Source organism: Gallibacterium salpingitidis (assembly GCF_001678495.1).
In the GTDB taxonomy this organism is placed as follows: domain Bacteria; phylum Pseudomonadota; class Gammaproteobacteria; order Enterobacterales; family Pasteurellaceae; genus Gallibacterium; species Gallibacterium salpingitidis.
The window spans coordinates 1-23,847 of sequence record NZ_JTJL01000014.1 but is presented as its reverse complement, the minus strand read 5'-3'; the positions used below and the strand labels follow the sequence as shown (position 1 = coordinate 23,847).

At 36.3% G+C, this 23,847-nt stretch carries 28 protein-coding genes and 1 tRNA gene; 21 read left to right on the top strand and 8 right to left on the bottom strand.

What is annotated here, in order from left to right:
* Positions 1-40: 40 nt before the first annotated feature.
* On the bottom strand, positions 41-388 hold the full coding sequence (locus QS62_RS04285; protein ID WP_066106439.1) for a cupin domain-containing protein: 348 nt from the start codon (positions 386-388) through the stop codon (positions 41-43).
* Between the two features lie 126 nt (positions 389-514).
* Here QS62_RS04285 and QS62_RS04280 point away from each other — a divergent pair, with 126 nt between their 5' ends.
* Entirely contained in the window at positions 515-868 is a 354-nt protein-coding gene (locus QS62_RS04280) for a winged helix-turn-helix transcriptional regulator (RefSeq protein ID WP_231923677.1), read from the top strand.
* Positions 869-933: 65 nt separating this feature from the next.
* Here the strand turns inward: QS62_RS04280 and lpxL are convergent, their stop codons facing one another.
* Complete coding sequence (gene lpxL, locus QS62_RS04275) at positions 934-1,863, bottom strand: LpxL/LpxP family Kdo(2)-lipid IV(A) lauroyl/palmitoleoyl acyltransferase (RefSeq protein WP_066106432.1); 930 nt, start codon at positions 1,861-1,863, stop codon at positions 934-936.
* A gap of 121 nt (positions 1,864-1,984) precedes the next feature.
* On the opposite strand from lpxL, the gene hldE reads away from it, so the two are divergent.
* Together hldE and xthA are read left to right on the top strand one after the other, a co-directional pair.
* Positions 1,985-3,412: a bifunctional D-glycero-beta-D-manno-heptose-7-phosphate kinase/D-glycero-beta-D-manno-heptose 1-phosphate adenylyltransferase HldE gene (hldE, locus tag QS62_RS04270; RefSeq protein ID WP_066106429.1), complete on the top strand. Its 1,428-nt coding sequence runs from the start codon at positions 1,985-1,987 to the stop codon at positions 3,410-3,412.
* Between the two features lie 13 nt (positions 3,413-3,425).
* Complete coding sequence (gene xthA, locus QS62_RS04265) at positions 3,426-4,229, top strand: exodeoxyribonuclease III (protein WP_066106426.1); 804 nt, start codon at positions 3,426-3,428, stop codon at positions 4,227-4,229.
* 43 nt (positions 4,230-4,272) lie between these two features.
* Here xthA and QS62_RS04260 read toward each other — a convergent pair whose 3' ends face one another.
* The gene (locus tag QS62_RS04260; RefSeq protein WP_066106423.1) at positions 4,273-5,223 is read right to left on the bottom strand and encodes a GlxA family transcriptional regulator; all 951 of its coding nucleotides are present in this window, start codon (positions 5,221-5,223) and stop codon (positions 4,273-4,275) included.
* A gap of 140 nt (positions 5,224-5,363) precedes the next feature.
* Between QS62_RS04260 and QS62_RS04255 the strand changes: the two genes are divergently transcribed.
* The 13 genes from QS62_RS04255 (at position 5,364) to QS62_RS04210 (ending at position 13,730) form a co-directional block, all read left to right on the top strand.
* Positions 5,364-6,221 carry an MBL fold metallo-hydrolase gene (locus QS62_RS04255; RefSeq protein ID WP_066106419.1) on the top strand — a complete coding sequence of 286 codons (858 nt, stop codon included), beginning with the start codon at positions 5,364-5,366 and terminating at the stop codon, positions 6,219-6,221.
* 666 nt (positions 6,222-6,887) lie between these two features.
* Entirely contained in the window at positions 6,888-8,066 is a 1,179-nt protein-coding gene (locus QS62_RS04250; RefSeq protein ID WP_066106416.1) for a hypothetical protein, read from the top strand.
* Positions 8,045-8,224 (top strand): helix-turn-helix transcriptional regulator, encoded by a 180-nt coding sequence (locus tag QS62_RS04245; RefSeq protein WP_066106413.1) that lies wholly within the window; start codon positions 8,045-8,047, stop codon positions 8,222-8,224. Before QS62_RS04250 ends, QS62_RS04245 begins: the two co-directional genes overlap by 22 nt.
* A gap of 2 nt (positions 8,225-8,226) precedes the next feature.
* Complete coding sequence (locus QS62_RS04240; protein ID WP_066106411.1) at positions 8,227-8,613, top strand: hypothetical protein; 387 nt, start codon at positions 8,227-8,229, stop codon at positions 8,611-8,613.
* 42 nt (positions 8,614-8,655) lie between these two features.
* Complete coding sequence (locus tag QS62_RS04235; RefSeq protein WP_066106408.1) at positions 8,656-9,129, top strand: hypothetical protein; 474 nt, start codon at positions 8,656-8,658, stop codon at positions 9,127-9,129.
* Positions 9,130-9,557: 428 nt separating this feature from the next.
* Positions 9,558-10,166 carry a helix-turn-helix domain-containing protein gene (locus tag QS62_RS04230; protein ID WP_066106405.1) on the top strand — a complete coding sequence of 203 codons (609 nt, stop codon included), beginning with the start codon at positions 9,558-9,560 and terminating at the stop codon, positions 10,164-10,166.
* A gap of 187 nt (positions 10,167-10,353) precedes the next feature.
* Complete coding sequence (locus QS62_RS04225; protein ID WP_066106402.1) at positions 10,354-10,560, top strand: helix-turn-helix transcriptional regulator; 207 nt, start codon at positions 10,354-10,356, stop codon at positions 10,558-10,560.
* Positions 10,561-10,571: 11 nt separating this feature from the next.
* A complete protein-coding gene (locus QS62_RS04220) occupies positions 10,572-10,889 on the top strand; it encodes a hypothetical protein (RefSeq protein ID WP_156550061.1) in 318 nt (105 codons plus the stop codon).
* A gap of 11 nt (positions 10,890-10,900) precedes the next feature.
* Positions 10,901-11,065 (top strand): hypothetical protein, encoded by a 165-nt coding sequence (locus QS62_RS11990; protein ID WP_156550059.1) that lies wholly within the window; start codon positions 10,901-10,903, stop codon positions 11,063-11,065.
* 40 nt (positions 11,066-11,105) lie between these two features.
* Positions 11,106-11,648 (top strand): ash family protein, encoded by a 543-nt coding sequence (locus QS62_RS04215; RefSeq protein WP_082966130.1) that lies wholly within the window; start codon positions 11,106-11,108, stop codon positions 11,646-11,648.
* On the top strand, positions 11,641-11,808 hold the full coding sequence (locus QS62_RS11985; protein WP_156550057.1) for a hypothetical protein: 168 nt from the start codon (positions 11,641-11,643) through the stop codon (positions 11,806-11,808). The genes QS62_RS04215 and QS62_RS11985 overlap by 8 nt, the downstream gene beginning before the upstream one ends.
* On the top strand, positions 11,801-11,977 hold the full coding sequence (locus QS62_RS11980) for a hypothetical protein (protein WP_156550056.1): 177 nt from the start codon (positions 11,801-11,803) through the stop codon (positions 11,975-11,977). The genes QS62_RS11985 and QS62_RS11980 overlap by 8 nt, the downstream gene beginning before the upstream one ends.
* A complete protein-coding gene (locus tag QS62_RS04210; RefSeq protein WP_066106397.1) occupies positions 11,964-13,730 on the top strand; it encodes a DNA primase family protein in 1,767 nt (588 codons plus the stop codon). The genes QS62_RS11980 and QS62_RS04210 overlap by 14 nt, the downstream gene beginning before the upstream one ends.
* Before the next feature lie 190 nt (positions 13,731-13,920).
* On the opposite strand, the gene QS62_RS04205 is transcribed toward QS62_RS04210, so the two are convergent.
* From QS62_RS04205 to secG, 3 genes are all read right to left on the bottom strand, one after another.
* On the bottom strand, positions 13,921-15,132 hold the full coding sequence (locus tag QS62_RS04205; protein WP_066106393.1) for an integrase arm-type DNA-binding domain-containing protein: 1,212 nt from the start codon (positions 15,130-15,132) through the stop codon (positions 13,921-13,923).
* A 202-nt stretch (positions 15,133-15,334) separates the two neighbouring features.
* A tRNA-Leu gene (locus QS62_RS04200) sits at positions 15,335-15,420 on the bottom strand.
* 7 nt (positions 15,421-15,427) lie between these two features.
* Positions 15,428-15,784, bottom strand: coding sequence for a preprotein translocase subunit SecG (secG, locus tag QS62_RS04195; protein WP_066106390.1), 357 nt, complete (start codon positions 15,782-15,784; stop codon positions 15,428-15,430).
* A gap of 245 nt (positions 15,785-16,029) precedes the next feature.
* Between secG and QS62_RS04190 the strand changes: the two genes are divergently transcribed.
* The gene (locus tag QS62_RS04190) at positions 16,030-17,088 is read left to right on the top strand and encodes a 3-deoxy-7-phosphoheptulonate synthase (protein ID WP_066106387.1); all 1,059 of its coding nucleotides are present in this window, start codon (positions 16,030-16,032) and stop codon (positions 17,086-17,088) included.
* Between the two features lie 18 nt (positions 17,089-17,106).
* On the top strand, positions 17,107-18,234 hold the full coding sequence (gene tyrA / locus QS62_RS04185) for a bifunctional chorismate mutase/prephenate dehydrogenase (RefSeq protein ID WP_066106384.1): 1,128 nt from the start codon (positions 17,107-17,109) through the stop codon (positions 18,232-18,234).
* A gap of 40 nt (positions 18,235-18,274) precedes the next feature.
* On the opposite strand, the gene QS62_RS04180 is transcribed toward tyrA, so the two are convergent.
* On the bottom strand, positions 18,275-18,835 hold the full coding sequence (locus QS62_RS04180) for an NAD(P)H nitroreductase (protein WP_066106381.1): 561 nt from the start codon (positions 18,833-18,835) through the stop codon (positions 18,275-18,277).
* Between the two features lie 111 nt (positions 18,836-18,946).
* Between QS62_RS04180 and sppA the strand changes: the two genes are divergently transcribed.
* Genes sppA through QS62_RS04165 form a run of 3 tightly spaced genes read left to right on the top strand, consistent with a single transcriptional unit; the run spans position 18,947 to position 23,248 of the window.
* Positions 18,947-20,830, top strand: a complete 1,884-nt coding sequence (gene sppA, locus QS62_RS04175; RefSeq protein ID WP_066106378.1) for a signal peptide peptidase SppA — start codon at positions 18,947-18,949, stop codon at positions 20,828-20,830.
* Positions 20,831-20,843: 13 nt separating this feature from the next.
* Complete coding sequence (degS, locus tag QS62_RS04170; RefSeq protein WP_066106375.1) at positions 20,844-21,884, top strand: outer membrane-stress sensor serine endopeptidase DegS; 1,041 nt, start codon at positions 20,844-20,846, stop codon at positions 21,882-21,884.
* 14 nt (positions 21,885-21,898) lie between these two features.
* The gene (locus QS62_RS04165) at positions 21,899-23,248 is read left to right on the top strand and encodes an anti-phage deoxyguanosine triphosphatase (protein ID WP_066106372.1); all 1,350 of its coding nucleotides are present in this window, start codon (positions 21,899-21,901) and stop codon (positions 23,246-23,248) included.
* A gap of 128 nt (positions 23,249-23,376) precedes the next feature.
* On the opposite strand, the gene QS62_RS04160 is transcribed toward QS62_RS04165, so the two are convergent.
* Positions 23,377-23,847 (bottom strand): autotransporter outer membrane beta-barrel domain-containing protein (locus QS62_RS04160; protein ID WP_156550054.1); only part of this gene is annotated, 471 nt, incomplete at its 5' end.

The following is a 23,847-nucleotide window of genomic DNA, read 5'->3' as shown; positions in this document are numbered from 1 at the left end:
GAAATTGTTTCTTTTGCTACTTAATCAAACACTAAAACAATTAGTAAATGATTGCATCAGTTTGCGTAAATTGCTCAAGAGAGTTTTCTTTTACTTGGATACAAATATATTTGATATCACTTTCCGCAAACATTTGTCTTTTCGCCTTTGGCGCGACTTTAATCCAATCTCCTTGGCTAAATTCCACTTTTTCACCATCAATCTCGAAATAACCATTTCCTTCAAGAAAACCATAAATTTCTTCATTTTCTTTATGAGAGTGTACAAAAGGTACACTTGCTTTTGCTGGCATCGCATTAATCGAAATTTCAGCACCGGTTAGTTGTAATGAATTATGTAACTCTGTACGACCTTCATTTTTAACACTCATTTTTTTAAAGTTTTTCATTTAAAATACACTCCTTAATTGACTTGTTTTTGTATTTTTCTCGCATTTTACTGCGCGCGGAAAATACATCAAGTACGCAAAAATAAGCTACTTAGTATCATTTTTTATACTAATATGGAGAAATTAATGACCTACGAAGAGTTTTTACAAAATATATCTTCTATCGTATTAACGAAGAGTGGAAATTGCCCGGTAACGCCTGTTGTTGAGATGATACAAGGAAAATGGAAACTACAAATTTTATATGCTTTATGTATTAAAAATCCGCGTCGTTTTGGCGAATTAAAAAAATTTCTACAATCAGTCACACACGCTGCATTAACTAAAGCCCTTAAAGAATTAGAAGCAGATGGCTTTATTATTCGTACCCAATATAATGAAATGCCGCCACGAGTAGAATATTCTTTGTCAGATAAAGGAAAAGACTTATTGCCAATTTTTTATAGTTTGGCTAATTTCGGCTTGAAATATATTGATTAAATAAAAAATCTACTTTCGTACTCTCTTACGCAAAGTAGATTTTTTTACCTTTATTGCAACCAATTTTAATAGACGCTTTCTTCCCCTTCTGGGCGTGTCTTAAAACGGCGATGCAGCCACATATATAATGTCGGATCTTTATTAATTTCCACTTCAATAGCTTGATTTACCCTTGTTGCAATCTGCTCATCATTTTCACACATAGTGAGATCAATTGGCGCTGAAATGGAAACCGTATAACCAGAATGATCGTGATGACGTAACGGTGCAAATGGAATAACTAAGCTTTCAGGGCTGGTACGGGTTAAAAATGCTGTTCCAGTAGTCGTTGCTGCCTTTTCCATAGCAAAAAATGGCACAAAAACCGCACTTTTGCGGCCGTAATCATGATCAGGCGCATACCAAATTGTTTCTCCTCGTTTTAGCGCTCGAATCATACCGCGCAAATTATGGCGATCGAGCATATCTTTGTTAGAACGCAAACGTCCCTTGGTTTGGATCCAATCTAATAACGGATTATCATTTGGTCGATAAACACCAACTCCTTGATGATGAATACCGATAATTCTTGCGCCTAACTCAAGCGTTAAAAAATGAATACCAATTAAGATAATCCCCTTTCCAGAATTTTCCGTAAGATGCTCTAGACCCTCAACTTTTGACCATTTTTTAATTCTACTATCAGACCAAAACCATGCCATTCCCGTTTCAATAATTGCCATTCCTACCGATTCAATATTTCTTGCTAATAACTGCTCTCTCTCACTGTCACTAAGTTGCGGAAAGCAAAGCTCTAAGTTACGACGAGCGATCGCAATACGACGTTTGCCAAATTTAAATGCGGCAAATAGTTTACCTAAACCATGTCCAATCTTCACTAAGCAAGGATAAGGCAATAATAAAATAAGACGGAATAGGAATAATCCTAACCATAGCAACCAATATTTAGGTAATAAGAAAGAGAATTGAAATTTAGGTAATGATTGATTTTTCATAAAATACAGCTAATTTTTAATTCAAATTGGCATTATTTTAGCCGAAAGCTTGATAAATAGCATTATTCTCTACCCTAGTGTGATAAAATCGGCGGCAAAATTGTTATGGAGAAACTCAATTATGGTTCAATATTCAACCCAATTTAACCAAGCAAAAGTATTGGTTTTGGGCGATGTGATGTTAGATCGCTATTGGTTCGGTGCAACAAATCGCATTTCCCCGGAAGCCCCTGTCCCAGTGGTAAAAGTACAACAAAATGAAGAACGTGCAGGCGGCGCTGCCAATGTGGCAATGAACATTGCCAGCTTAAATGTACCAATTAAATTGTTAGGTATGATTGGTCAAGATGAAACAGGGCAAGCGTTAAAAGCATTACTCGCTAAACATAATATTGATTGTGACTTTGCCGAATTTGCTTCTCATCCGACCATTACGAAATTGCGGATTTTGTCGCGCCATCAACAATTATTACGCTTAGATTTTGAAGAAAATTTCCATCAAGTTGATTCCAGCGAACTATTAAGCAAATTACAGCAACATATTGCGCAATATGGTTCTTTAATCTTATCTGATTATGGCAAAGGTACTTTGGCACAAGTGCAACAGATGATCCAAATTGCCCGTCAAGCAAAAGTTCCAGTATTAATTGATCCTAAAGGTACTGATTTTGAACGTTATCGTGGTGCAACCTTGCTAACACCAAATATGTCAGAATTTGAAGCTGTTGTAGGAACTTGCCATAGCGAAGATGAAATTGTTGGCAAAGGATTAGTGTTAATTAAACAGTTAGATCTTTCAGCATTATTGGTTACTCGTTCTGAAAAAGGAATGACGTTAATTCGTCCGGATCAGCCAGCCTTCCATTTACCGACACAAGCACAAGAAGTATTTGATGTTACTGGTGCTGGCGATACTGTTATTAGCGTATTAGCCACAGCAATTGCTGATGGTCGTAGTTTGGAAGAGGCTTGCTATCTTGCGAATGTTGCCGCAGGTATCGTAGTCGGTAAGTTAGGAACTTCTACTGTTTCCACTGTTGAATTAGAGAATGCGATTCATCGCCGCAATGAACATGGTTTTGGCATTATGACTGAACAAGAGTTAAAACAAGCAGTTGCCAAAGCTAAAGCGCGTGGTGAAAAGATTGTGATGACCAATGGTTGTTTTGATATTTTGCATCCAGGGCACGTTTCTTATTTAGCCAACGCACGCAAATTAGGTGATCGTTTAATTGTCGCAGTCAATTCTGACGCTTCAGTAAAACGCTTAAAAGGCGAACAACGTCCAATTAATAATTTACAAGCGCGTATGGCTGTTTTAGCTGGTTTAGCGTCGGTTGACTGGTTAGTGGCGTTTGAAGAAGAAACTCCACAACGCTTAATTAGCGAAATCTTGCCAGACTTATTAGTAAAAGGCGGAGACTATAAACCGGAAGAGATCGCTGGCAGCAAAGAAGTTTGGGCAAATGGCGGTGATGTTAAAGTGCTCAATTTTGAAAATGGCTTCTCTACTAGCAATATGATCGAGAAGATTCAATCCTTAAAATAACTCTTGAGATATTATGAAGTTTATTTCTTTTAATATTAACGGTCTGCGTGCCAGACCGCATCAATTACACGAGCTTATCGAAAAGTATCAGCCTGATGTGTTAGGGCTACAAGAAATTAAAGTGGCGGATGAAGCCTTTCCACACGAAATTGTGGCGGATTTGGGTTACCACGTTTTTTATCATGGGCAAAAAAGCCACTATGGCGTTGCTCTATTAACTAAACAGCAGCCTTTAGCGGTGCGTAAAGGTTTTCCAACTGATGAAGCAGATGCACAACGCCGTATTATTATGGCAGATTTGGATACTCCTTTTGGACAATTAACCGTTATTAATGGCTATTTCCCTCAAGGCGAAAATCGTGATCACGAAGTGAAATTCCCTGCTAAAGCGAAGTTTTATCAAGATTTACATCATTACTTGGCAAATGAACATAATCCAAACAATCCAATCTTGGTGATGGGCGATATGAATATTAGTCCAACTGATTTGGATATTGGAATTGGCGAAGAAAATCGTAAACGTTGGCTGCGTACTGGTAAATGTTCATTCTTACCAGAAGAAAGAGCTTGGCTTGAGCAACTCTATCAATATGGTTTAGTGGATACATTCCGTCAAATCCACCCAGATGTAAACGATCAATTCTCTTGGTTTGATTATCGCTCTAAAGGTTTTGATGATAATCGTGGCTTACGCATTGATCTAATTCTTGCCAATCAAGCATTAGCACAACATTGCACCGCCTCTGGTATTGCTTTAGATATTCGTGCGATGGAAAAACCTTCTGACCACGCCCCTGTTTGGTCGATCTTTGAATAGAATAATTAGTGCGTAGCAATTAATGCTACGCATTACTTCTCTTTTAATAAGTAAATCTTTGTTGCCATTTTTTTGGACTAATTTGGTGTTTTTGTTTGAAATGTTGCCGAAATGAGGTAGCGGAATGAAAACCAACCTGTTGCGAAATTTCTTCTATGGTCAATTTAGTGCTCTCTAATAATTCCCGCGCTCGTTGCAAGCGAATTTCAATTAACCATTCGTTATAAGCCATACCTGTTGCTTTTCTAAAATGTCTAGTAAATGTGCTCCGACTCATTAATAAACGTTTCGCCAACATATCAATAGAATAAGTTTCTGTTAGATTTGACCTTATTACCTCTAATAATTGGTTAATATTTTCATTAGCCGTTTTCCGCGCTATTGGTTGTTCGATAAATTGCGATTGCCCACCTTCACGATGTGGTGATACCACTAAGATTCGCGCTATTTGATTAGCAACTTTTACCCCATAATAACTGCGCACAATCGCTAAACAACAATCTAATCCTGATGCCGTTCCAGCCGAAGTCATAATCCGTTCTTGTTCAATATAAATCGCATTAGTTTCCAACTGAATTTGTGGAAAACGTTGTTTAAAATCTTGTTCTGCATACCAATGCGTTGTTGCTTTTTTACCATCTAACAAGCCAGCATAAGCCAAAGGATAAGCACCATAACAAAGCCCAACAATAGTCGCACCACGTTGATAGGCTTGTTGTAATGCCAACTGCAAGGATTTTGATGGTGCTTGCGTTATATCATCCCAACCAAACATCACAATTAAATCTGCTTGCTGTAATAAGGACAATCCTCCATCAGCTTTCACATTAAATAGTTTTGATGAATCAGAATTTTCACTCTCCTCTGTGGCTACAATCATCAATTCAAATAATTTGTTATGCTCCAATTCCATCGAAAACACCGTAAATGGAATGGTAAAGTGAAACAAACTGAAATTTGGATATAACACTAACGCTACACGCGGTAATTTCATCGCTCAATCCTCATCGTTAAAAATTGAGCCAATTCTTTCGTTTTCTGCCATATAAGTCAATATTTTCGCTTTCATAAATGCACGATAATACGCAACTCACAAAATTTATTCACTTTTACAACTAACATAAGGAAATAACGATGAACATAAGAATAAAACCTACTTTACTTGCAATGACTTTAGGTATGGCAATATCGTCTGCTGCATCTGCAGACATCAGTTATCAACATATTCGCAATGCTACGGCTAGAATTAATATCGCTGGTAATACTTTCCTAATTGATCCTTATCTTGCGACAAAAAATAGTTATCCAGGGTTTGAAGGAACTGTAAATAGCCAATTACGCAATCCTCGCATTGATATGTCAATGCCAGCAGAACAGGTGATTAAAGGTATTGATGCTGTTATTGTTACCCATACTCATCCAGATCATTGGGATATCGCAGCACAAAAATTACTACCAAAAAATCTACCAATCTTTGTACAAAATGCAGGTGATGCCAGAATTATCCGCGAACAAGGATTTAAAGATGTGCGAGTACTTGGTAAAAATACAGAATTTAACCACGTAAAATTAACTAAAATTCCGGGACAACATGGTACTGATATTATGTATGCCAACCCTAAATTGGCGGAACTTGCTGGTGATGCGATGGGAGTTGTTATGCAGGCTAAAGGAGAGAAAACACTCTATATTATGGGCGATACCATTTGGACTCATCAAATTGATTTTGCACTAAATACTTATCATCCTGACGTTGTTGTGATGAATACCGGTTATGCACAATTAACTGGTTTCGATGGCAGTATTATTATGGGAACGCAAGATGTTGCTAAAGCCTATAAAGTTGCCCCAACATCAAAATTAATTACAGTACATATGGATGCAGTTAATCATACCGTTGTTAGTAGTAATGATATGCGTAAATTTGTTAAACAACATCAATTACAGGATCGTGTAGCTGTGCCAAAAGAGGGTGAAACTTTAAAATACTAATTTACTTAATTGAAACAGTTTTAGAACGCTAGCTGTTTCAATTTATACCCTGGATAAAATCTATTTATCAGAAAATAATAAGAAAAAAGCCTTTCGGTTAATTGCGAAAGGCTTTGTTTAGTGTTGTGGTGCCTGGGCGAGACTTGATCTAAAAAATTAATTCTTTTAAATTTAATAACTTAATATTTAAAGCATTTAAGTTGGTTACATTCTTGGTTACAAAAATTATTTATCAGATTTAAAATTCACATTTTATCGATAGTTTATTTTTTTATATAAAATGTATTCACCCTATTCACCACTATAAAAAATATATTATATATTAATAACTTATAAGGTGAATACTTCTTTTTTAGGTATTCACCAGGTGTTCACCCTATTCACCTTTTTATAATTGATTAAATTTTATTCGGAATAAGCTTATTTTTTATAAAATAGTTATATATCTTTTTACTTCTCTAATATCTTTAATAATAAATTTGTAATAGATAAAATCTTTCATTACTCAATCTTTAGTAAAACAGAGAATCAGAATGCTTTTTTGCATTCTGCTTAAAAACACTCCTTAAGTTTCATCAATTCATCTCAAATCATAGGAAAAATAAAAAATTCACTCAAAAAGTGCGTTTTATACTCTTAGCACGATTTATCACTAAGAGGTTTACTATGACACTAAATATCATTTCTCAAGTTCCATTTAACAGACGTATTTACGCTGAACTGTATAAACGTTTGTTGAATGCCAATCTTCATAACACCAAGATTTTTTCACCCCTTACCCAATATGAAGTGAGTCAAATTCACATTCCAACAAAATTACTTTCTGAGCCATTAAGCGAAACAGAACAAAAAGACTACTTAAAGGAACAATCAAAGCAACTAAGGGCTTTTCTACAAGATGATGTGATGGACTTAAGATTAATTCCTTCCGTTATTTTTGATGAAAATGAATGCTATGGATTACGCTATATCACGCCTTACAAAAAAGCGATAAAAGATACTCAGCCAAGTTTCTTTCATGGTGCGTTAATTTTTGCGGAACTAAAAAGCGGCCAAACATTATTAATTATCTATAAGCAATATGAAAAAACAGGATTAAAGCCCTACTTAACTACTCAACGCATTTTGAAACCCGTTCACTATTTCATTAATCGTTTAGAAGTGACAGAGACAGTACAAGATTGCCCAATAGATACCATTGTTGAAGGAGATAGTTATTTACGGTTTGCTGAACTCGTTAATCTAAATAAAACCAATATGCTTGATATAGACGTGGGTGATCGAATTATTGCTTCCGCATTTGAGCGCTATGTCGCAAGCAGAGAGCAATTAAAACAAGAGAATATTGACCTTTACCAAGATTCAAGAACACCGCTATATCGCTTTCTGGTTTCACAATCCATGCGACCAAGTTTATATCATTCACTGACGCAAAAACTCACCCAACAACAAAGTATTGAACAAATTGATACTGAAATTGCAGACGTGGAAGAACAAATTCAACAAGAACAATCACTTTGTACGCTAGATATTCAAGCCTATCGCCGCCGAAAATCGCTTGAATTCAATTACAAAATGAAAACAGAACATCAGCTATTGCAAGATAAAGAGGAACAAGAACGCCGTTATCAAGAGTCTTTAGCGGCTTGTGAGCAATTTATTAATACTCTTCATCATCCGTTAGATCGAAAAAGATGCCGAGAGCTAATCCTCTTTGATGACGGTAAAACAATAACTTCTTTTTCAGAAATAAACCGTATCGCTGAGTCCAATGCTTTTATTCGAGATAAACAACTACGTATTGAGATATTAAGGAGAAAAAAATGCAAACTACTTCAGAAGTAAACATTATGACCGCTAAAGACGTCACTGACTTAACAGGCATTACGATTCAAACCCTGAGAAAACAATATAAACAAGGGAAATTCCCAAAACCAACGAAGATTGGCAAAAAAGAATTTTGGCATAAAGACATTATCAATCAATTTTTACGAGGAAAATAACCATGACCCAATCAGCAACTTATCTTCATCAATCTGAATTATGGCTACTCAACGGTCCTTTCTTAGAGGGAGAGATATTAAAATTTGATGATTATATCCATTTTCAATATACCCAAGTTTTAGAGAAACGCGTAAAAAGGCTAAAAATGGCTGTTTTAGCGCATTTTCAAGAACAAGCCTTATATTGGCTCAACTCTTCTCAACAAACGAAAAATCAAGGCATTGACGCGATTAATAACCTGTATTTAGAAGCGAAAGAGATGGTGTTAGAACGAGATTGCTTAAAGTGGCATAAAAGTTATTCACCAGAACTTATTGAAGCGCTAGATGATGAAGATTTGAAAATTATCTTACGCCTTAATGACTATAAAATCGGTGGTAAATATTAATATTAAAACGCCCTATGCGGCGTTTTCTTTTGGAGACAACATATGACATGGACCATTAAGAAAGGACGACCTTATAAATACAATCCTCAAATATTAACTAAACGATTAAGAGCAACGATAGATTACTACCTCACTCAACGTCCGCCCATCTATCAACTTGTTCAAGTTGGTAATCAAACGAAAGTGTTAGGTGGCGAATTTCCAACATTATCAGAATTTTTAGTGGTGAATAATATCAGTGCAAGTGCTTTTTATCGATTATTAAAGGTTAATCCAGACCTTGCTGATTGCTATGAAATATTCCGCACCTTACAAGTCAGCCGTATCACCAAAATAGGTTTATGCTCAATTTCACCTAAAATCAGTAAAATGTGTATCTTCTTATTAAAAATGCACTATAAAAGACAACAAAAATCGATTTATCGGGAGCGTCAATACCAAAGTATTATCAATGAACTTAATCGAATCTTGCAGCAAGGAATTATACTACCTCAGCAAGAAGATAAAGCCGCTTGAATTGTTCATTATTTAATCCATTACGGTAGACGTATAGAAATGTTGTTTTCACTACCAAAATTATAGTGTAACAATCATGATTCTTCTTTATTGACATTATCAGTGATATTGCCTAAGGTATAACCATTAGTAGCAATGCTGTTATCAAGGGAAGCAACATCGGATTTGGTTAGCCGAGCTGGGCTTCCCTTTGATTTAAAAGAAATCTTTGTTTTCTATCTCGATATTTAAAGCAGCTCAATTCTTCCATCCTAAATATCTTCATTACATTGTCTAATAAACAAGTTTCATCGATAAAATAATCTTTTTATAATACAATGATATTGTGGCTAGAGTTGGAATAGCTAACCAGCTCGAAAGGTAGTAAACCCTATATACTATTTGCCACATTTCTTAATCAATAGGGGTCAATAACATAGGGATATTGCATGACTAAATTATGTCAAAAAGGTAGAACCTTACATCAAATAATAAACGCTATTCGTCAATTACAACCTTCACCAAACGATCTTGATAGAGAAGCCATAGTAAATAAGATTTATTTAGACAAAATCGAAAAACAAATTCCTGATATTGAAGAAATTATTCTTCACCCTGATTATTTGCCAAGAATCATTAAGAACTCAGAAAATGTTTTTAGAAATTTGCGCATACTAGAAGATAAATTTTGCAAAATTGATTCTGAACAGAGTCAAAACAGCCTTTTAATTGAAATGCTCGAAATAATAGAAGCGCTATTGTACACATCATTAGTTTGCGAAGATTTTATACGAATAATAAAGCGCATTAGATCGATTAATGCGAGAACTTCAGCAGGACAACAACATAAAAAAAGAAGAAAAGCCAAAGACGAAGTTCATAAGCAGTATGAGCAGCGTTTTATAGAAATACTAAAGGAACACCCACAATACAGTAAAAAACAAATAATTAACCAATTGATGGACGAATATCAAATAGTACTAACAGAAAGCGCCATGGGGAGATTTTATAATAGTTTCAAATTAAGAGAATTAAAAGAAATCGCTAAATCAGCATAACAGTATTATTAACCTTTGCTCTTTAAATCAATCATTATTCTTTGCACCTATCCATTTGTAACTATTTAAAGTATTTTGTGGCACTTTGCAGCAACATGGAATTTCATCATTATTTTTTATTGTAGAAAATACCCTTCGTAACGTTACATAACCTTTACTGCGATAACTAACCTAAAGAGGGTATGAAATGATAAATCAAGATTTAGAAAATCACACTTTAATTACAAAAAAACAGGTATTGGCTCATATTGGTTTGGGTAATACCAAACTTACCGAAATGGTTAATAATAACGAATTTCCTCAGCCTATCCGCTTTTCTAGCAACTGTATCCGCTGGAAGTTATCAGAAGTACTTCAATGGATCGAAGATAAAGCCAATTCAAGAAATCTTTAATGGAGGAAGATATGCGAAATCCAACTCGAAAAGAGCGTGTTGCAAGAGCTTTACTTAATCCCAATGGTATTTCTGAACGTGAAATGGTTTATCATTTCAATATGACAAGCGGACGTAATGAGGTAAATACACTGGAGAAAGAACTCAACATCCAATTCAATAGAGAATGGAATAAAACCGAAGATGGATTAGGACAATATTATAAATACCACTGTCCTAATCGAGAAACAGCTTTAAAGTTGATTGGCTATATCAACCATTCAGCAATAAAACGTGAGGCGCTACCATTTACTTCAGAGCAAATTCAACACATTCTCAATACTTTTTAAGAGGCATAACAATGAACGTACTAGAAGAAAAGATTGCATTAATTGACGGTCTTCTCGAAGATATTAAAAGAGGCAACCCTGTAACAGAAACTGATTTAAATACAGGTGAAGTTAAGCATTTAAACATCATTGAAGTAGTTGATGTTATCCAAAACGAATTAATGAATTTATTGTAATAAAAAGCCCTCGAGGCATGAGGGCTAAGGAATTGAAAAAATGAATAAGTTTTACTGCTCTAGCCATTCTAATATAAGTAAAATTAAAAATGAATTATTTTCATCATTAGTTTTATTTACAGCTAATCCGATTTTAAGTTATTTTAATAACGCTTTCGCAAAATCGAAAGCCGAGCCTGGAAACTCGAACGATATATCACTGGCGCATAACACGCCTCTTAATGCGTGTTTTTTTATGCGTAGCACACGCACACCTCAAAGAAAGGCGGGAAACCGTCTATTTAATCAATCGATGGTGACGTGTAACGGGAAAGGTTTTGCCCTTTGCTGTGTTCCAGTGATCGCAGTTTTCCAGCCTGTTACACGTTACCGCCCAAAAGCCTGGAAACTTTTAGCGGTAACTTCTAAAAATTTATTCACTGGAGTTACAGCTATGATTTATAAATTTCTATTACTAGGCAAAAAACGCCTAAAAATCACCATTCTTGCCAATTCAGAACAAGAAGCTCGCCAATACCTACAACTCTCTAGAAATGCAGTTTGTATTGCTCGCTTAAATGCAAAGGGAGTCAGCTATGCTTAATCAACACACCGAAATCACCATTCTTTTAAACAAAGCAAGAAGTATCACACTCATTTTATCTGAAAGCTTAAATTCTCCTGAATCCTATGCTGTTGAAGCTATCACTGATTATCTTGAGCAAGCCCTCACGCTATTAAAAAAAGAGGTGAACAATGACTAAACAATCTTTTGAAATTACAGCTTACGACAAACAAGGTGAAATTGATTTTGTCGGCTATTATCCAACCTATAAACAAGCGTTAGAGGCAGCGGAATACTTACGAGAAACCGCAATTTATTCAGAAGTGAAAGTAAGTCGTTTAGGTGAGGTGCAAGATGAGATTAACTAACGCACCTTATGTTAAAGATCAATCTGCCAATCCTTATGAATCTACTATTATTCTCGCAGGTTCAGAAGCGTGGCAAGCATGGAGTAACGGAAATGGCCAGGGCTGGCATTTCCTTGCTGACACGATCGAAACAGATAGAAACCAACCGCCTGTTATTTTGGATAAAGAGAAATTCAATATTCTTAACACGCTACGCATTGCACCTAAAGAGAAACAAATTATTGAAATCTTCAAATTTGGTAAATTATCAGATGATGATGTAGATAAAATTGTTTTAAATCTCGCAGAACATACTGACGCTAAAACCGTATCACTTAAGAATAATATTGGTGAACTGGTACAAGATTTAAGTCATTATGTGGAACGAGCAAGGAAAGGTGAAGCGGTTGCGAAAGATACTGTTCAATATGATGAACCAAAGGTTAAAGAGAAAGATGGTACAAATATAAAAGCAAGAGCTTTTGTAAAATGGCTAGGTTTAGATCTCGCTGTTCAACGTGAAAGCGGTAATATCTATGCTTACAATGGTTTGATATGGGAAAGAGTTGATGAACAAGATTTAACTTATAAAGCTGTAGGTTTCTTTGAGGAAAATGAGTTTTCTTATTCAGCCAGAACAATTGAAAATATTATTAATACCGCCAAAATTCAATTACCACTGATGAAGGAAGCTAAAAACTTTATTTCCTTCAAGAATGGTTCATTAAATCGCGACACATTAGAGTTTAAACCACATTGTCGTGAAGATTATCTCACCTCTATTATTCCTTATGATTACTTAACTGACAAACAAGAAACACCTCTGTTTGATCGTTGGTTAAACTTTGTATCAGAAGAAAAAACCGAGAAAAAATATAACCTACTTGCCGCGTTATATATGATTTTAACAAATCGCTATAACTGGCAATTATTTCTTGAAATTACAGGACGAGGTGGAAGTGGTAAAAGTGTTTTCACTGAAATTGCGACAATGCTCGCTGGCAGAGAAAATACCGAATCAGCACGATTACAAGACTTTGACGAACCGCGAGAAAGAACACCGCTACATGGTAAAACATTGATTATTTGCCCTGAACAATCTCGCTATGGTGGTGATGGTTCTGGCTTAAAAAGCATTACTGGCGGTGATGCCTTAGCAATTGAGCCAAAGTATCGCAATAAATTTAAATCGATTATTGCAGCGATTATTTTAGTAGTAAACAACGAACCCACTCGATTCACTGAACGTTCTGGCGGTGTAGAACGTCGACGTGTTCCATTTGTTTTTAATCATGTTGTACCTGAAAAAGAGCGTGATCCTGATTTTGTGAAAAAACTAGAACAAGAAATTGGCGGTATCATTCAGAAAATACTTTCCGCTTTTCCAAATCCAGAAGATGCGAAAACAGCATTAGAATCACAAAAAAACAGTGATGAAGCGTTAGAAGTGAAGAAACAATCTGACCATATTACCGCATTTTGTGAACATTTTACTACACTGCCACAATTGGAAGGATTATTCATTGGTAACGCTAGATCGAATCAATTCACAACCGCTAAAACGCACCTTTATCCAGCTTATCTGCTTTATATAGATGCTAATAATATTTCAGGTGGTTTAAACTTAAATAATTTTAGTGGCGCATTAAGACAAGGGTTGGAACAAAATAATGCTCCTCATCCAATGAAAAAAAGGAGAACCAAATATGGTGTAAAAACCAATGTTACATTTAAAAATTTTGAGGAGTTTTACAACGAGTACATCAAGCCTTAATAAACAACTTGTTCTTATGCTTTTTTTATACTACACTGAATTTATATAGAAAAATCAGATAGTTAAGCTCGAAAGGGTGAACACTAGGGTGAATACTGGGTGAATACCGTATTCACCCTTTATGTATTTGATTTATAAGGAAAAAATGGCAAAGGTGAATAGGTGAACACCTTTTCCTAAAAAAAATAAACTATCGATAAATTTTTTCACATTCCTCACAATAATCACCCCATAATTGCATTACTGGTTTTCGTTGTTCGAGATAATCAGAACGGTTATAAGCTCGTCTAACTTGATCTTTTATTCCATGTGATAAACAAGCTTCTATAACATCTGGGGGAATCATTGGTTCATATTCATTTAAATAAGTACTACCGATAGCTCGTAATCCATGACCAGTAAGCCTACCTTTATAACCAAGATTAACTAACGATTTATTTACGGTTTGACTACTCATTGGTTTATTTGGCTTTTTGAAACTTTGAAAAACATAAGGCTCATTTATAGTAAATTCTTTCATCACTTCTAATACTTTTAACGCTTGATTCGATAAAGGAACTATATGTACTTTTCTAGTTTTCATTCTTTTAGCTGGGATCGTCCATAGTGATTTATCAAAATCAATTTCTGACCATTCAGCACTGCTTGCTTCAATAGGTCTTGCTAAGGTAAGTAATTGGAACTTAATTAAACAACGAGTATATAAAGTAAGTTTTGAATTTTGGATCTTATATAAAAGTTCTGGTAATTCTTCTGGGCGAATAGTTGGATTATTTTTATTCTTACCAAAGTTAAAAACAGCATTAACATTAGAACAAGGATTAAACGGAAGTAATCCATAATTTACAGCATAATTAAGGATTTCATTTATCAATCTTATAATGCGTTTTAAAGTATCTCCTTTTCCTTGTTTATTTAAAGGCTCAAGAGTATTAATAACAAGATTAGGAAGAATTTCTACGACAGGTATATCCTTAAAGAAAGGAAATACATAAGTTTCTAAACGTCTCCAATTTTTCTTGAAAGTAAGTTCTTCAATTTCTAATACTTTCTTCTCTCTCCATTTTTCAGCAACAGATAAAAAGCTATTTTCAATTTTTGAAGTGATCGCTTGTTCTTCCTGTTCCTTTTTAATTTGCGGATCGATGCCTTGAGCTAATAACGAGCGATATTCCTCACGTTTACTTCTTGCTTGTGCGAGTGATATTTCTGGATAAGTGCCTAAGCTAATTTTTACTCTTTTATCAGTACTAGGGCGAATGTAATTAAATCTCCACGACTTAAAACCTGTGGATTGAACCAGCAAAAATAATCCGTTTCCATCAGTCAATGTGTAAGGCTTATCTTTTGGTTTTGCTCTCTCAATTTCGGTATTAGTTAAAGGTTTCGTGACTTTCGGCATCAGCATTTCTCCAATTTATGTAACCACGCTAAAGCTATTATAAGGCTATTATAAAGCGTGGTTACATTGATAGTTACAAAAAAGCGTGGTTTAAAGTGGAATAATACGGAATATTACGAAAGGTAAAACTAGCTTGAAGCCTTGATATTACTGGAAATAAAAAAGCCTTTCGGTTAATCGCGAAAGGCTTTGTTTTGTTTGTTGGTGCTCTGGGCGAGACTTGAACTCGCACGTCCTATGAACACTACCCCCTCAAGATAGCGTGTCTACCAATTCCACCACCAGAGCGAAATTCTTATTTCGGAATGTCTTGATTTTGATCTTGTTTAGCTGGTAATTCAGTCGCTGGTTTAGCAGCGTCTTGTTTTTGTACTTCTTGAGCAACACCAGAAAGATCATCAAATGTACCTTTTGGTTTTGCTGAGTGTGCAGTTAAATTACCTAATAATAAGCTAATTGCGAAAAATAAAATCGCTAAAATTGTTGTAGTACGGGTTAAAAAGTTACCTGCACCACTTGCTCCAAATACTGTACCTGATGCGCCTGCACCAAACGATGCTCCCATATCAGCACCTTTACCTTGTTGCACAAGGATAAAGCCGATCAAGGCAATCGCAATAAGTGGATAAATAATTAAAAGAACTTGATACATTGTATAATCACACGTTTAATTTAAACTTTAAATTAGCACTTAGCGCTAACACAACGGCGTGCATATTATAAGATTCACCCTTGTTGTGCAAGCGTTTTTCAATTCACATTGCTTAATTGATAAAAAAATGAGCGATAGTCAAAAAAGATAAAAAAGTTAGCTAAATTTGACTTGTTTCTATCACTGAAAGAGTGTAATTTTATCGTTACATTTAGTGTATATAAAAATTTACAAGGTGTTTTAAAATGAGAAAAGACAGTATTCACAATGTCAATATTGTGGACGAAAAAGTATTAATCACTCCTGATGAACTAAAAGCAAAATTACCATTAGAAAATCCTCTCCGACAAAATATTGAGCGTTATCGTCAAGAGATTGCCAATATTGTACATCGTCGTGATAAACGTTTATTAGTGGTTTGTGGCCCCTGCTCAATCCACGATATTCCGGCAGCATTAGAGTATGCACACAAATTAAAAGCATTAGCTGATGAAGTACAAGATCAACTCTATATTGTAATGCGCGTCTATTTTGAAAAACCACGTACTACTGTCGGTTGGAAAGGGTTAATCAATGATCCAAATTTAGATGGTACTTTTGATGTAGAGAAAGGTTTACACCTTGCAAGAAAATTACTATTAGATTTAGGTAATTTGGGATTACCTTTAGCAACTGAAGCGCTTGATCCAATTACACCACAATATTTAGCAGATTTATTTAGTTGGTCTGCAATTGGCGCAAGAACTACCGAATCGCAAACACATCGTGAATTGGCATCTGGTCTATCAATGGCAGTCGGCTTTAAAAATGGTACTGATGGTAGTTTAGCAACCGCAATTAATGCTCTTAAAGCTGCAGCACAATCACATAGTTTTATTGGTATCAACCAACAAGGACAAGTGAACTTATTACATACTGGCGGTAATCCTGATGGACATATTATTTTACGTGGCGGTAAATTACCAAACTACCAGGCAGAATTTGTCAAACAAAGCGAACTTGAATTAGAAAAAGCGGGTTTGGAGCAATCTATTATGGTCGATTGCAGTCATGGTAACTCTAATAAAGATTATCGTCGCCAACCAGTGGTAGCGGAAGATGTACTACAACAAATTGTTGAGGGTAATCGTTCTATTACCGGCATTATGTTGGAAAGTAATTTAAACGCTGGTAATCAAAGTGCGGAACAACCAAAAGAAAATATGCAATATGGCGTTTCTATCACCGATGCTTGCATTGATTGGCAGACAACGGAAGCATTATTACGTAAAATACACGCTACCTTATCTCAATTAAATCGATAATTATTTTAGGGAGATCTCGTGGAAGCATTACAGGAATTACGCGCACAAATCGATGAAGTGGATCAAGCTCTATTAGCGCTTTTTGCCAAAAGATTAAAGTTAGTGGCTGAAGTTGGAAAAGTGAAACATCAACATGGATTACCGATTTATGTGCCAGAAAGAGAAACCAGTATGTTGGCAGCTCGTCGTCAAGAAGCTGAAAAAATGGGAATCTCCCCTGATTTAATTGAAGATGTTTTACGCCGTTTAATGCGTGAGTCTTATCACAGTGAAAACCAATATGGTTTTAAAACTGTCAATCCAGCTATTAAGAAAATCGTTGTCGTCGGTGGTAAAGGTAAACTAGGTAGTTTATTCGTGCGCTATTTGCGTAACTCTGGATATCCAGTAGTCATTTTGGATCAAGATGATTGGCAAAATGTGGCACAGATTCTACAAGATGCTGATATGGTACTGATTTCTGTACCAATTACAGTAACAGAACAAGTCATCGAACGTTTACAGCCATATTTGACACCAACAATGTTATTGGCGGATTTAACTTCAGTTAAAACCGCACCAATGGCAAAAATGTTAGCGGTTCATCAAGGTGCTGTGGTTGGTTTCCACCCAATGTTTGGCCCTGATATCGCTAGTATGGCAAAACAAGTAATCGCGGTTTGTGCCGGACGCTATCCAGAACGTTATCAATGGCTATTAGATCAATTCCATATTTGGGGTGCGAAGTTATATCAAGTAACGCCACAGGAACACGATCACAGTATGACCTATATTCAAGCATTGCGTCACTTTGCTACTTTTGCTAATGGCTTACATTTGTCGCAACAACCGGTGCAATTGAAAAATCTGCTAGCGCTCTCCTCGCCGATTTATCGCTTAGAATTGGCAATGATTGGACGTTTATTTGCTCAAGATCCTGAGTTATACGCAGACATTATTATGGATAAACCAGAAAATCTTGAAGTTATTAAGACATTACAGCAAAGCTATCAACAAGCGCTACAATTTTTTGAAACTGGTGATAAACAAGGATTTATCAAAGCTTTCCAACAAGTACATCATTGGTTTGGCGATTATTCGGAGCAATTTATGCAGGAAAGTCGTCAGTTATTACAACAAGCCTACGATCATCGTAAGCACGATTAGCAAAACACCCACTCGCAAGTGGGTGTTTCTATCAGCATCATTATAGATAAGTAACAAAATTGTCTTTATCTTTATTGTATTCTTTGATTGGTCGTGGTGTTTTATCTTGTGCAGTACCCAACATAATTAATGCCACCACTTTATCGTGTTCACGACAACCAAACGCTTGACGTAAAGCACTACCATCAATCCAAGGACCTGTTACCCAAACATTCGCATAACCTAACGCATTAGCCGCAAGCTGGAAGGCATAAGCTGCACAACCGGCACTTAACATCTGCTCCCATGCTGGCACTTTTTTAATTTCTTTATTAATTTCAGCAATCACCGCCACAAACATTGGTGCACGTTCAGGAAACCCAGCTGCCTTAGCTAAACGTTCTTCACCTAAATTTAATTCAACAACTGCCTCTTTTAATAAATCACCTAGTTTTTGCAATCCTTCCTTTTCCATCACGACAAAACGATAAGGTGTCAATTTTCCATGATCAGGTACTCGTCTAGTCGCTTGGAAAATGGTTTCTAATTCTTGTGGAGTTGGTGCGGGGGCAATTAAATTTTTTTCAGAATGGCGATGTAACAATAAATCAAGTGCGTCCATAATAAATTTCCTCTTTACATATTCAATTCGACGACCGCCATTGTAGCACAGCACAATGAAAAAGATCGTTCATTGATCGGCGTTTTATGTTATTTTAACGCGTTGAGAATAATGAATTTTTTAAAGGTAATTAAAGTGTTAGCAATTTTACGTTTTATTTGGCAAGCCCTTAATTTTTGCCGACGAGTTTTAATGAATATTGTCTTTCTTTTGTTCACAATGATTTTATTTTTAGCCATTGGTATCGTTGCCAACAATAAAAATTCTCAACCTATCCCACAAGGTGCATTACGTTTAAATTTAGATGGTTTTCTTGCTGATAATCGAGAAGAAAATAGCGAGCTGAAAGCGTTACTCAACAATTTACAGCAACAATCTATGCCAGAAAAGATCTCTACTTTTGATGTAGTTCATGCCATCTCGCAAGCAGCAGACGATGAAAAAATCAAAGGTATTGTGTTAGATTTAAATGGTTTCTCTGGCGGTGACTTACCCTCAATCACCTTCGTTGGTAAAGCATTACAACAATTTAAAGAAAGCGGTAAACCTGTCGTTGCTATTGCTGACAGCTATTCGCAAAATCAATATATTTTAGCCAGCTATGCCGACAAAATTTATTTACATACTCAAGGACAAGTTGAATTAACCGGTTTATCTGGGCAACATTTTTACTATAAATCGTTATTAGACAAAATTGATGCACAACCACATATCTTCCGCGTTGGTACTTATAAATCAGCAGTAGAACCATTGTTACGCGATGATATGTCAGAAGAAGCGCGCCAAAATGCAACGCAATGGCTTAATGCTATGTGGAAAAACATTCAAACGACTGTTAGTGAAAATCGTCACCTTAAAGCGGAAAACATCTTTCCTGATACAGCACATTTCCTACAACAATTAACCACATTAAAAGGTGATTTGACTCAATATGCGTTGCAACAAAAATTAGTCACTACCGTCACCAGCCGCTATCAATTAGAAGATGAACTAAAAAAACAATTTGGTGAAGATAAAGAAAAAAGCTATCAGCATATTGATTTGACCGATTATTTATCAGTATTGCCAGATTATGAAACAGATAATGTCGGCAAAAGCAATATTGCGATCGTACGCGTTGAAGGCGCTATTGTTGATGGTGAAAGTGATAGTGAAGAAAATACTGCCGGCGGCGATACTATCGCGCGTTTATTACGCAATGCTGCTAATGATGACAGCGTGAAGGCAGTGGTATTGCGTATCAACAGTCCCGGTGGTAGTGCAGCTGCTTCTGAAATTATTCGAGAAGAGGTCGATCATTTACAAAAACTTGGCAAACCGGTAATTGTTTCTATGGGTGGAATGGCAGCTTCTGGCGGTTATTGGATTGCAAGTACCGCTGATCACATTGTCGCAGATAAAAACACCATTACAGGTTCAATCGGTATTTTTGCTGCCTTTATCACTTTAGAAAAAAGTTTACAAAATCTGGGTATTCATAGCGATGGTGTAGAAACTTCCCCATTAGCAAATATGTCACCTTTTACTGAGCTTAGTAAAGAATATGCCGATGTGATTCAATTATCAATTGAACATGGTTATGACCAATTTATTAGTTTAGTTGCTCGTGGTCGTAATATTGATAAAGCGGAAGTAGATAAGATTGCCCAAGGTCGAGTTTGGTTAGGGCAAGATGCCTTAAAACATCATTTAGTTGATACTATTGGCGATTTTGATACTGCGGTTGATCTCGCTTATCAAACTATTTTGGATAAAGATAAAAAGATCAATGATCACGATATCGGTATCATTTGGTTAAGTGATCAGGATAACCAAGGCATTTTATCATTGCTAATGAAAAAGACTTCTTCACTACAAAGCTATTTGGGACAAGCTCTTGGCTTAAATAATTTGCCGCAAACACGTCAATTACGTCAGCAACTCGGCGTATTAACCCAATTTACTGATCCAAAAGGACAATACCTATATTGTCTAAATTGTCAGGCGCTTTACTAAGTAAGGTATTGAGATGATTAAAAAATTATTACAATCCATTATTATCGGCTTAGCAGCAGCAATGCTGATTGTGCTAGTGTTGTCTGGAACCAGCAGTAATCATTTCTTAGCGAAATTCTTTGTACCGCAAGTGGCTTCTTATAGCGAAGCAGTAAAAATTGCCGCGCCTGCTGTGGTAAATGTTTACACCCGCTCATTACAAGAATCCAATAGCAACAATTTTGATGTTAATAATTTAGGTTCTGGCGTGATTATGCGTAGTGATGGTTATATTCTCACCAATAAACACGTTATTCAAAATGCTGACCAAATTATTGTTGCATTACAATCAGGAAATATTTATCAAGCTACCATTATCGGCAGCGATTGGATTACTGATTTAGCGGTATTAAAAATTAATGCTAATGAGCTGCCTACTATTCCGCAAAATCCTGATCGTCAAGTAAACGTTGGTGATGTCGCATTGGCAATTGGCAACCCTTATAACTTAGGGCAAAGTGTTTCTCAAGGCATTATCAGCGCCACTGGACGCAATACCATCAGTGAGTTTAAACAACAAAACTTTATTCAAACAGATGCTTCTATTAATCAAGGTAATTCCGGCGGTGCTTTGATTAACTCTTTAGGTGAATTAATTGGTATCAATACACTTAGCATTGGCCGCTCAGATAATGAAGTGGTTGCCGAAGGGCTTGGTTTTGCCATTCCAATTAAATTAGCCAATGAAGTGATGAATAAAATCATTAAAGATGGCCGCGTTATTCGTGGTTTCTTTGGCGTGGAAAGTCGCTTGTTCTCCTCTGCACCAATTGAAAATAACGAACAAAAAGGCGTATTAGTTACCAATTTAAGCAAAGGCGGCCCGGCGGAACGTGCAGGCATTCAAATTGGTGATGTTATCGTCAAATTTGGCGATATCACTGTACAATCTCCAGCACAAATGGTGAATATGGTCGCAGAAATGAAGCCAGGCACAATTGTGACTGTTCAAGTATTAAGACGCAATAAACTATATAATTTCCCGGTAGAGATTGGGGAATATCCAATTAATTAACAAGGAGTTTGATCATGTTTGAAATCGCAAGTTATTGGACAGAACGTCAGCAACCCGATCCGGCTCGAGAACATGATCATCGCTCCCCTTATCAACGCGATCGTGGGCGGATTTTACACTCCGCTGCTTTTCGTTGTTTACAGGCTAAAAAACAGATCCACTCGATTGGCGAAAATGATTTTTATCGTACCCGCCTCACACATTCACTAGAAGTCGCACAAATTGGCAGCAGTTTAACGGCACAATTACGTTTAGATTCCGCTTTCTCTCACCTATGCCAACAATATGGTCAAACAGAAATAGCAACACTAAAACACCATCTCAGCAAACTGTTACCAAAAGGTAGTTTAATCGAAAGTTTATGTTTTGCGCATGATATCGGGCATCCGCCATTTGGGCATGGTGGTGAAGTCGCATTAAATTATATGATGAGTGATAGCGGTGGTTTTGAGGGCAATGGCCATTCATTTCGAATTCTAACCAAACTAGAGCCTTATACACTACATTGGGGCATGAATTTAACTCGCCGTACTTTGTTAGGCATTATGAAATATCCTGTGCTGTTAGAAGATACTTCACCGCAATATGCACAATTGCAGCTACCACGTAGCGAAGATCCTCGTTATGTAAAAATGGAAAATTGGCGCCCTGGTAAAGGAATTTTTCGTGATGATTGGATCGCTTTTGATTGGGTACTTTCACCATTATCTGCTCAAGATCGTGCCTTATTCACTTCTCTGCCAGAACGTTTTTCTCCAGCTGATACCTTAAAAAGCCGATATAAATCATTAGATTGCAGTATTATGGAATTAGCAGATGATATTGCCTATGGTATCCATGATTTTGAAGATGCTATTGTCGTTGGGTTAGTACATCGCGATCAATGGCAAACCGCCTTGGAACAATTTTCACAATGCCAAGCACCTTGGATACGTCAGCATATCCACGCATTAACCGAAGACCTATTTTCCGATCAACACTATCTACGCAAAAATGCGATTGGTTCTCTGGTAAATTACTTTATTACTCATATTCGTTGGTGTGAAAATACACAATTTACTGAACCATTGCTCCGTTATAATGCGGAATTACCGCCAGAAACAGTGGAAGTGTTGAATATCTTTAAACAATTTGTCAGTAAATATGTGATTAAAGACGTTAAAACACAGCGCGTGGAATATCGTGGGCAACATATTCTTACTGAAATGTTTCAGATTTTCCTAACCGATCCAACACGTTTATTACCACCAAATACGGTTAAGCGTTGGCAACAAGCAGAATCTCATCAACAAAAACGAGTGATTTGCGACTATATTGCTGGTATGTCTGATGCTTATGCGTTGAAGTTGTATCAGCAGTTATAACTAACATCTATTATTGCAAAAATACACCAAACCGCTTCACTATCGCCAAAATGCAACGAACTCTGCATTCGATGACAGAAACCCTCTTCAAGATTGAAGAGGGTTTGGGAGATTTGAAAAAAAATCAATTACTTAAACTGCCACGATAATGCTAAACGTAAGTTATACGAACCAGTGCGGCCATGACCAAACTCTTTCTCCGCATCAATAAAGACATTAGTCTTTTCACTGACATGGGCATTGTAGCCGACACCAACTGCATACCACGTACCTCTGGTGTTCCAACTAGTGTGGTAATCCCCAGTACGGTCGCTAGCACTAAATGAACGTTTGCCCAAGAACTCATGCATAATATTGCCTTTCACATAAAGACGATTATCACCGCTTTCATCTAATAATCGAACAATATCCACGCCAGCACGACCAATTAAACTTTTCGCATGACCGAGTTTGACATCAATATCATTGCTAGTGCGATAATCTGCGCCGGTTAAATAAGCAAATTGCAGTTGCGCTTGCGGTACCAGATACCAACGTTTGTTATCATCAATAAATTTGCGATAACCATGTTCTGTGCTAGCAGTAAAGAGGTAATTCTT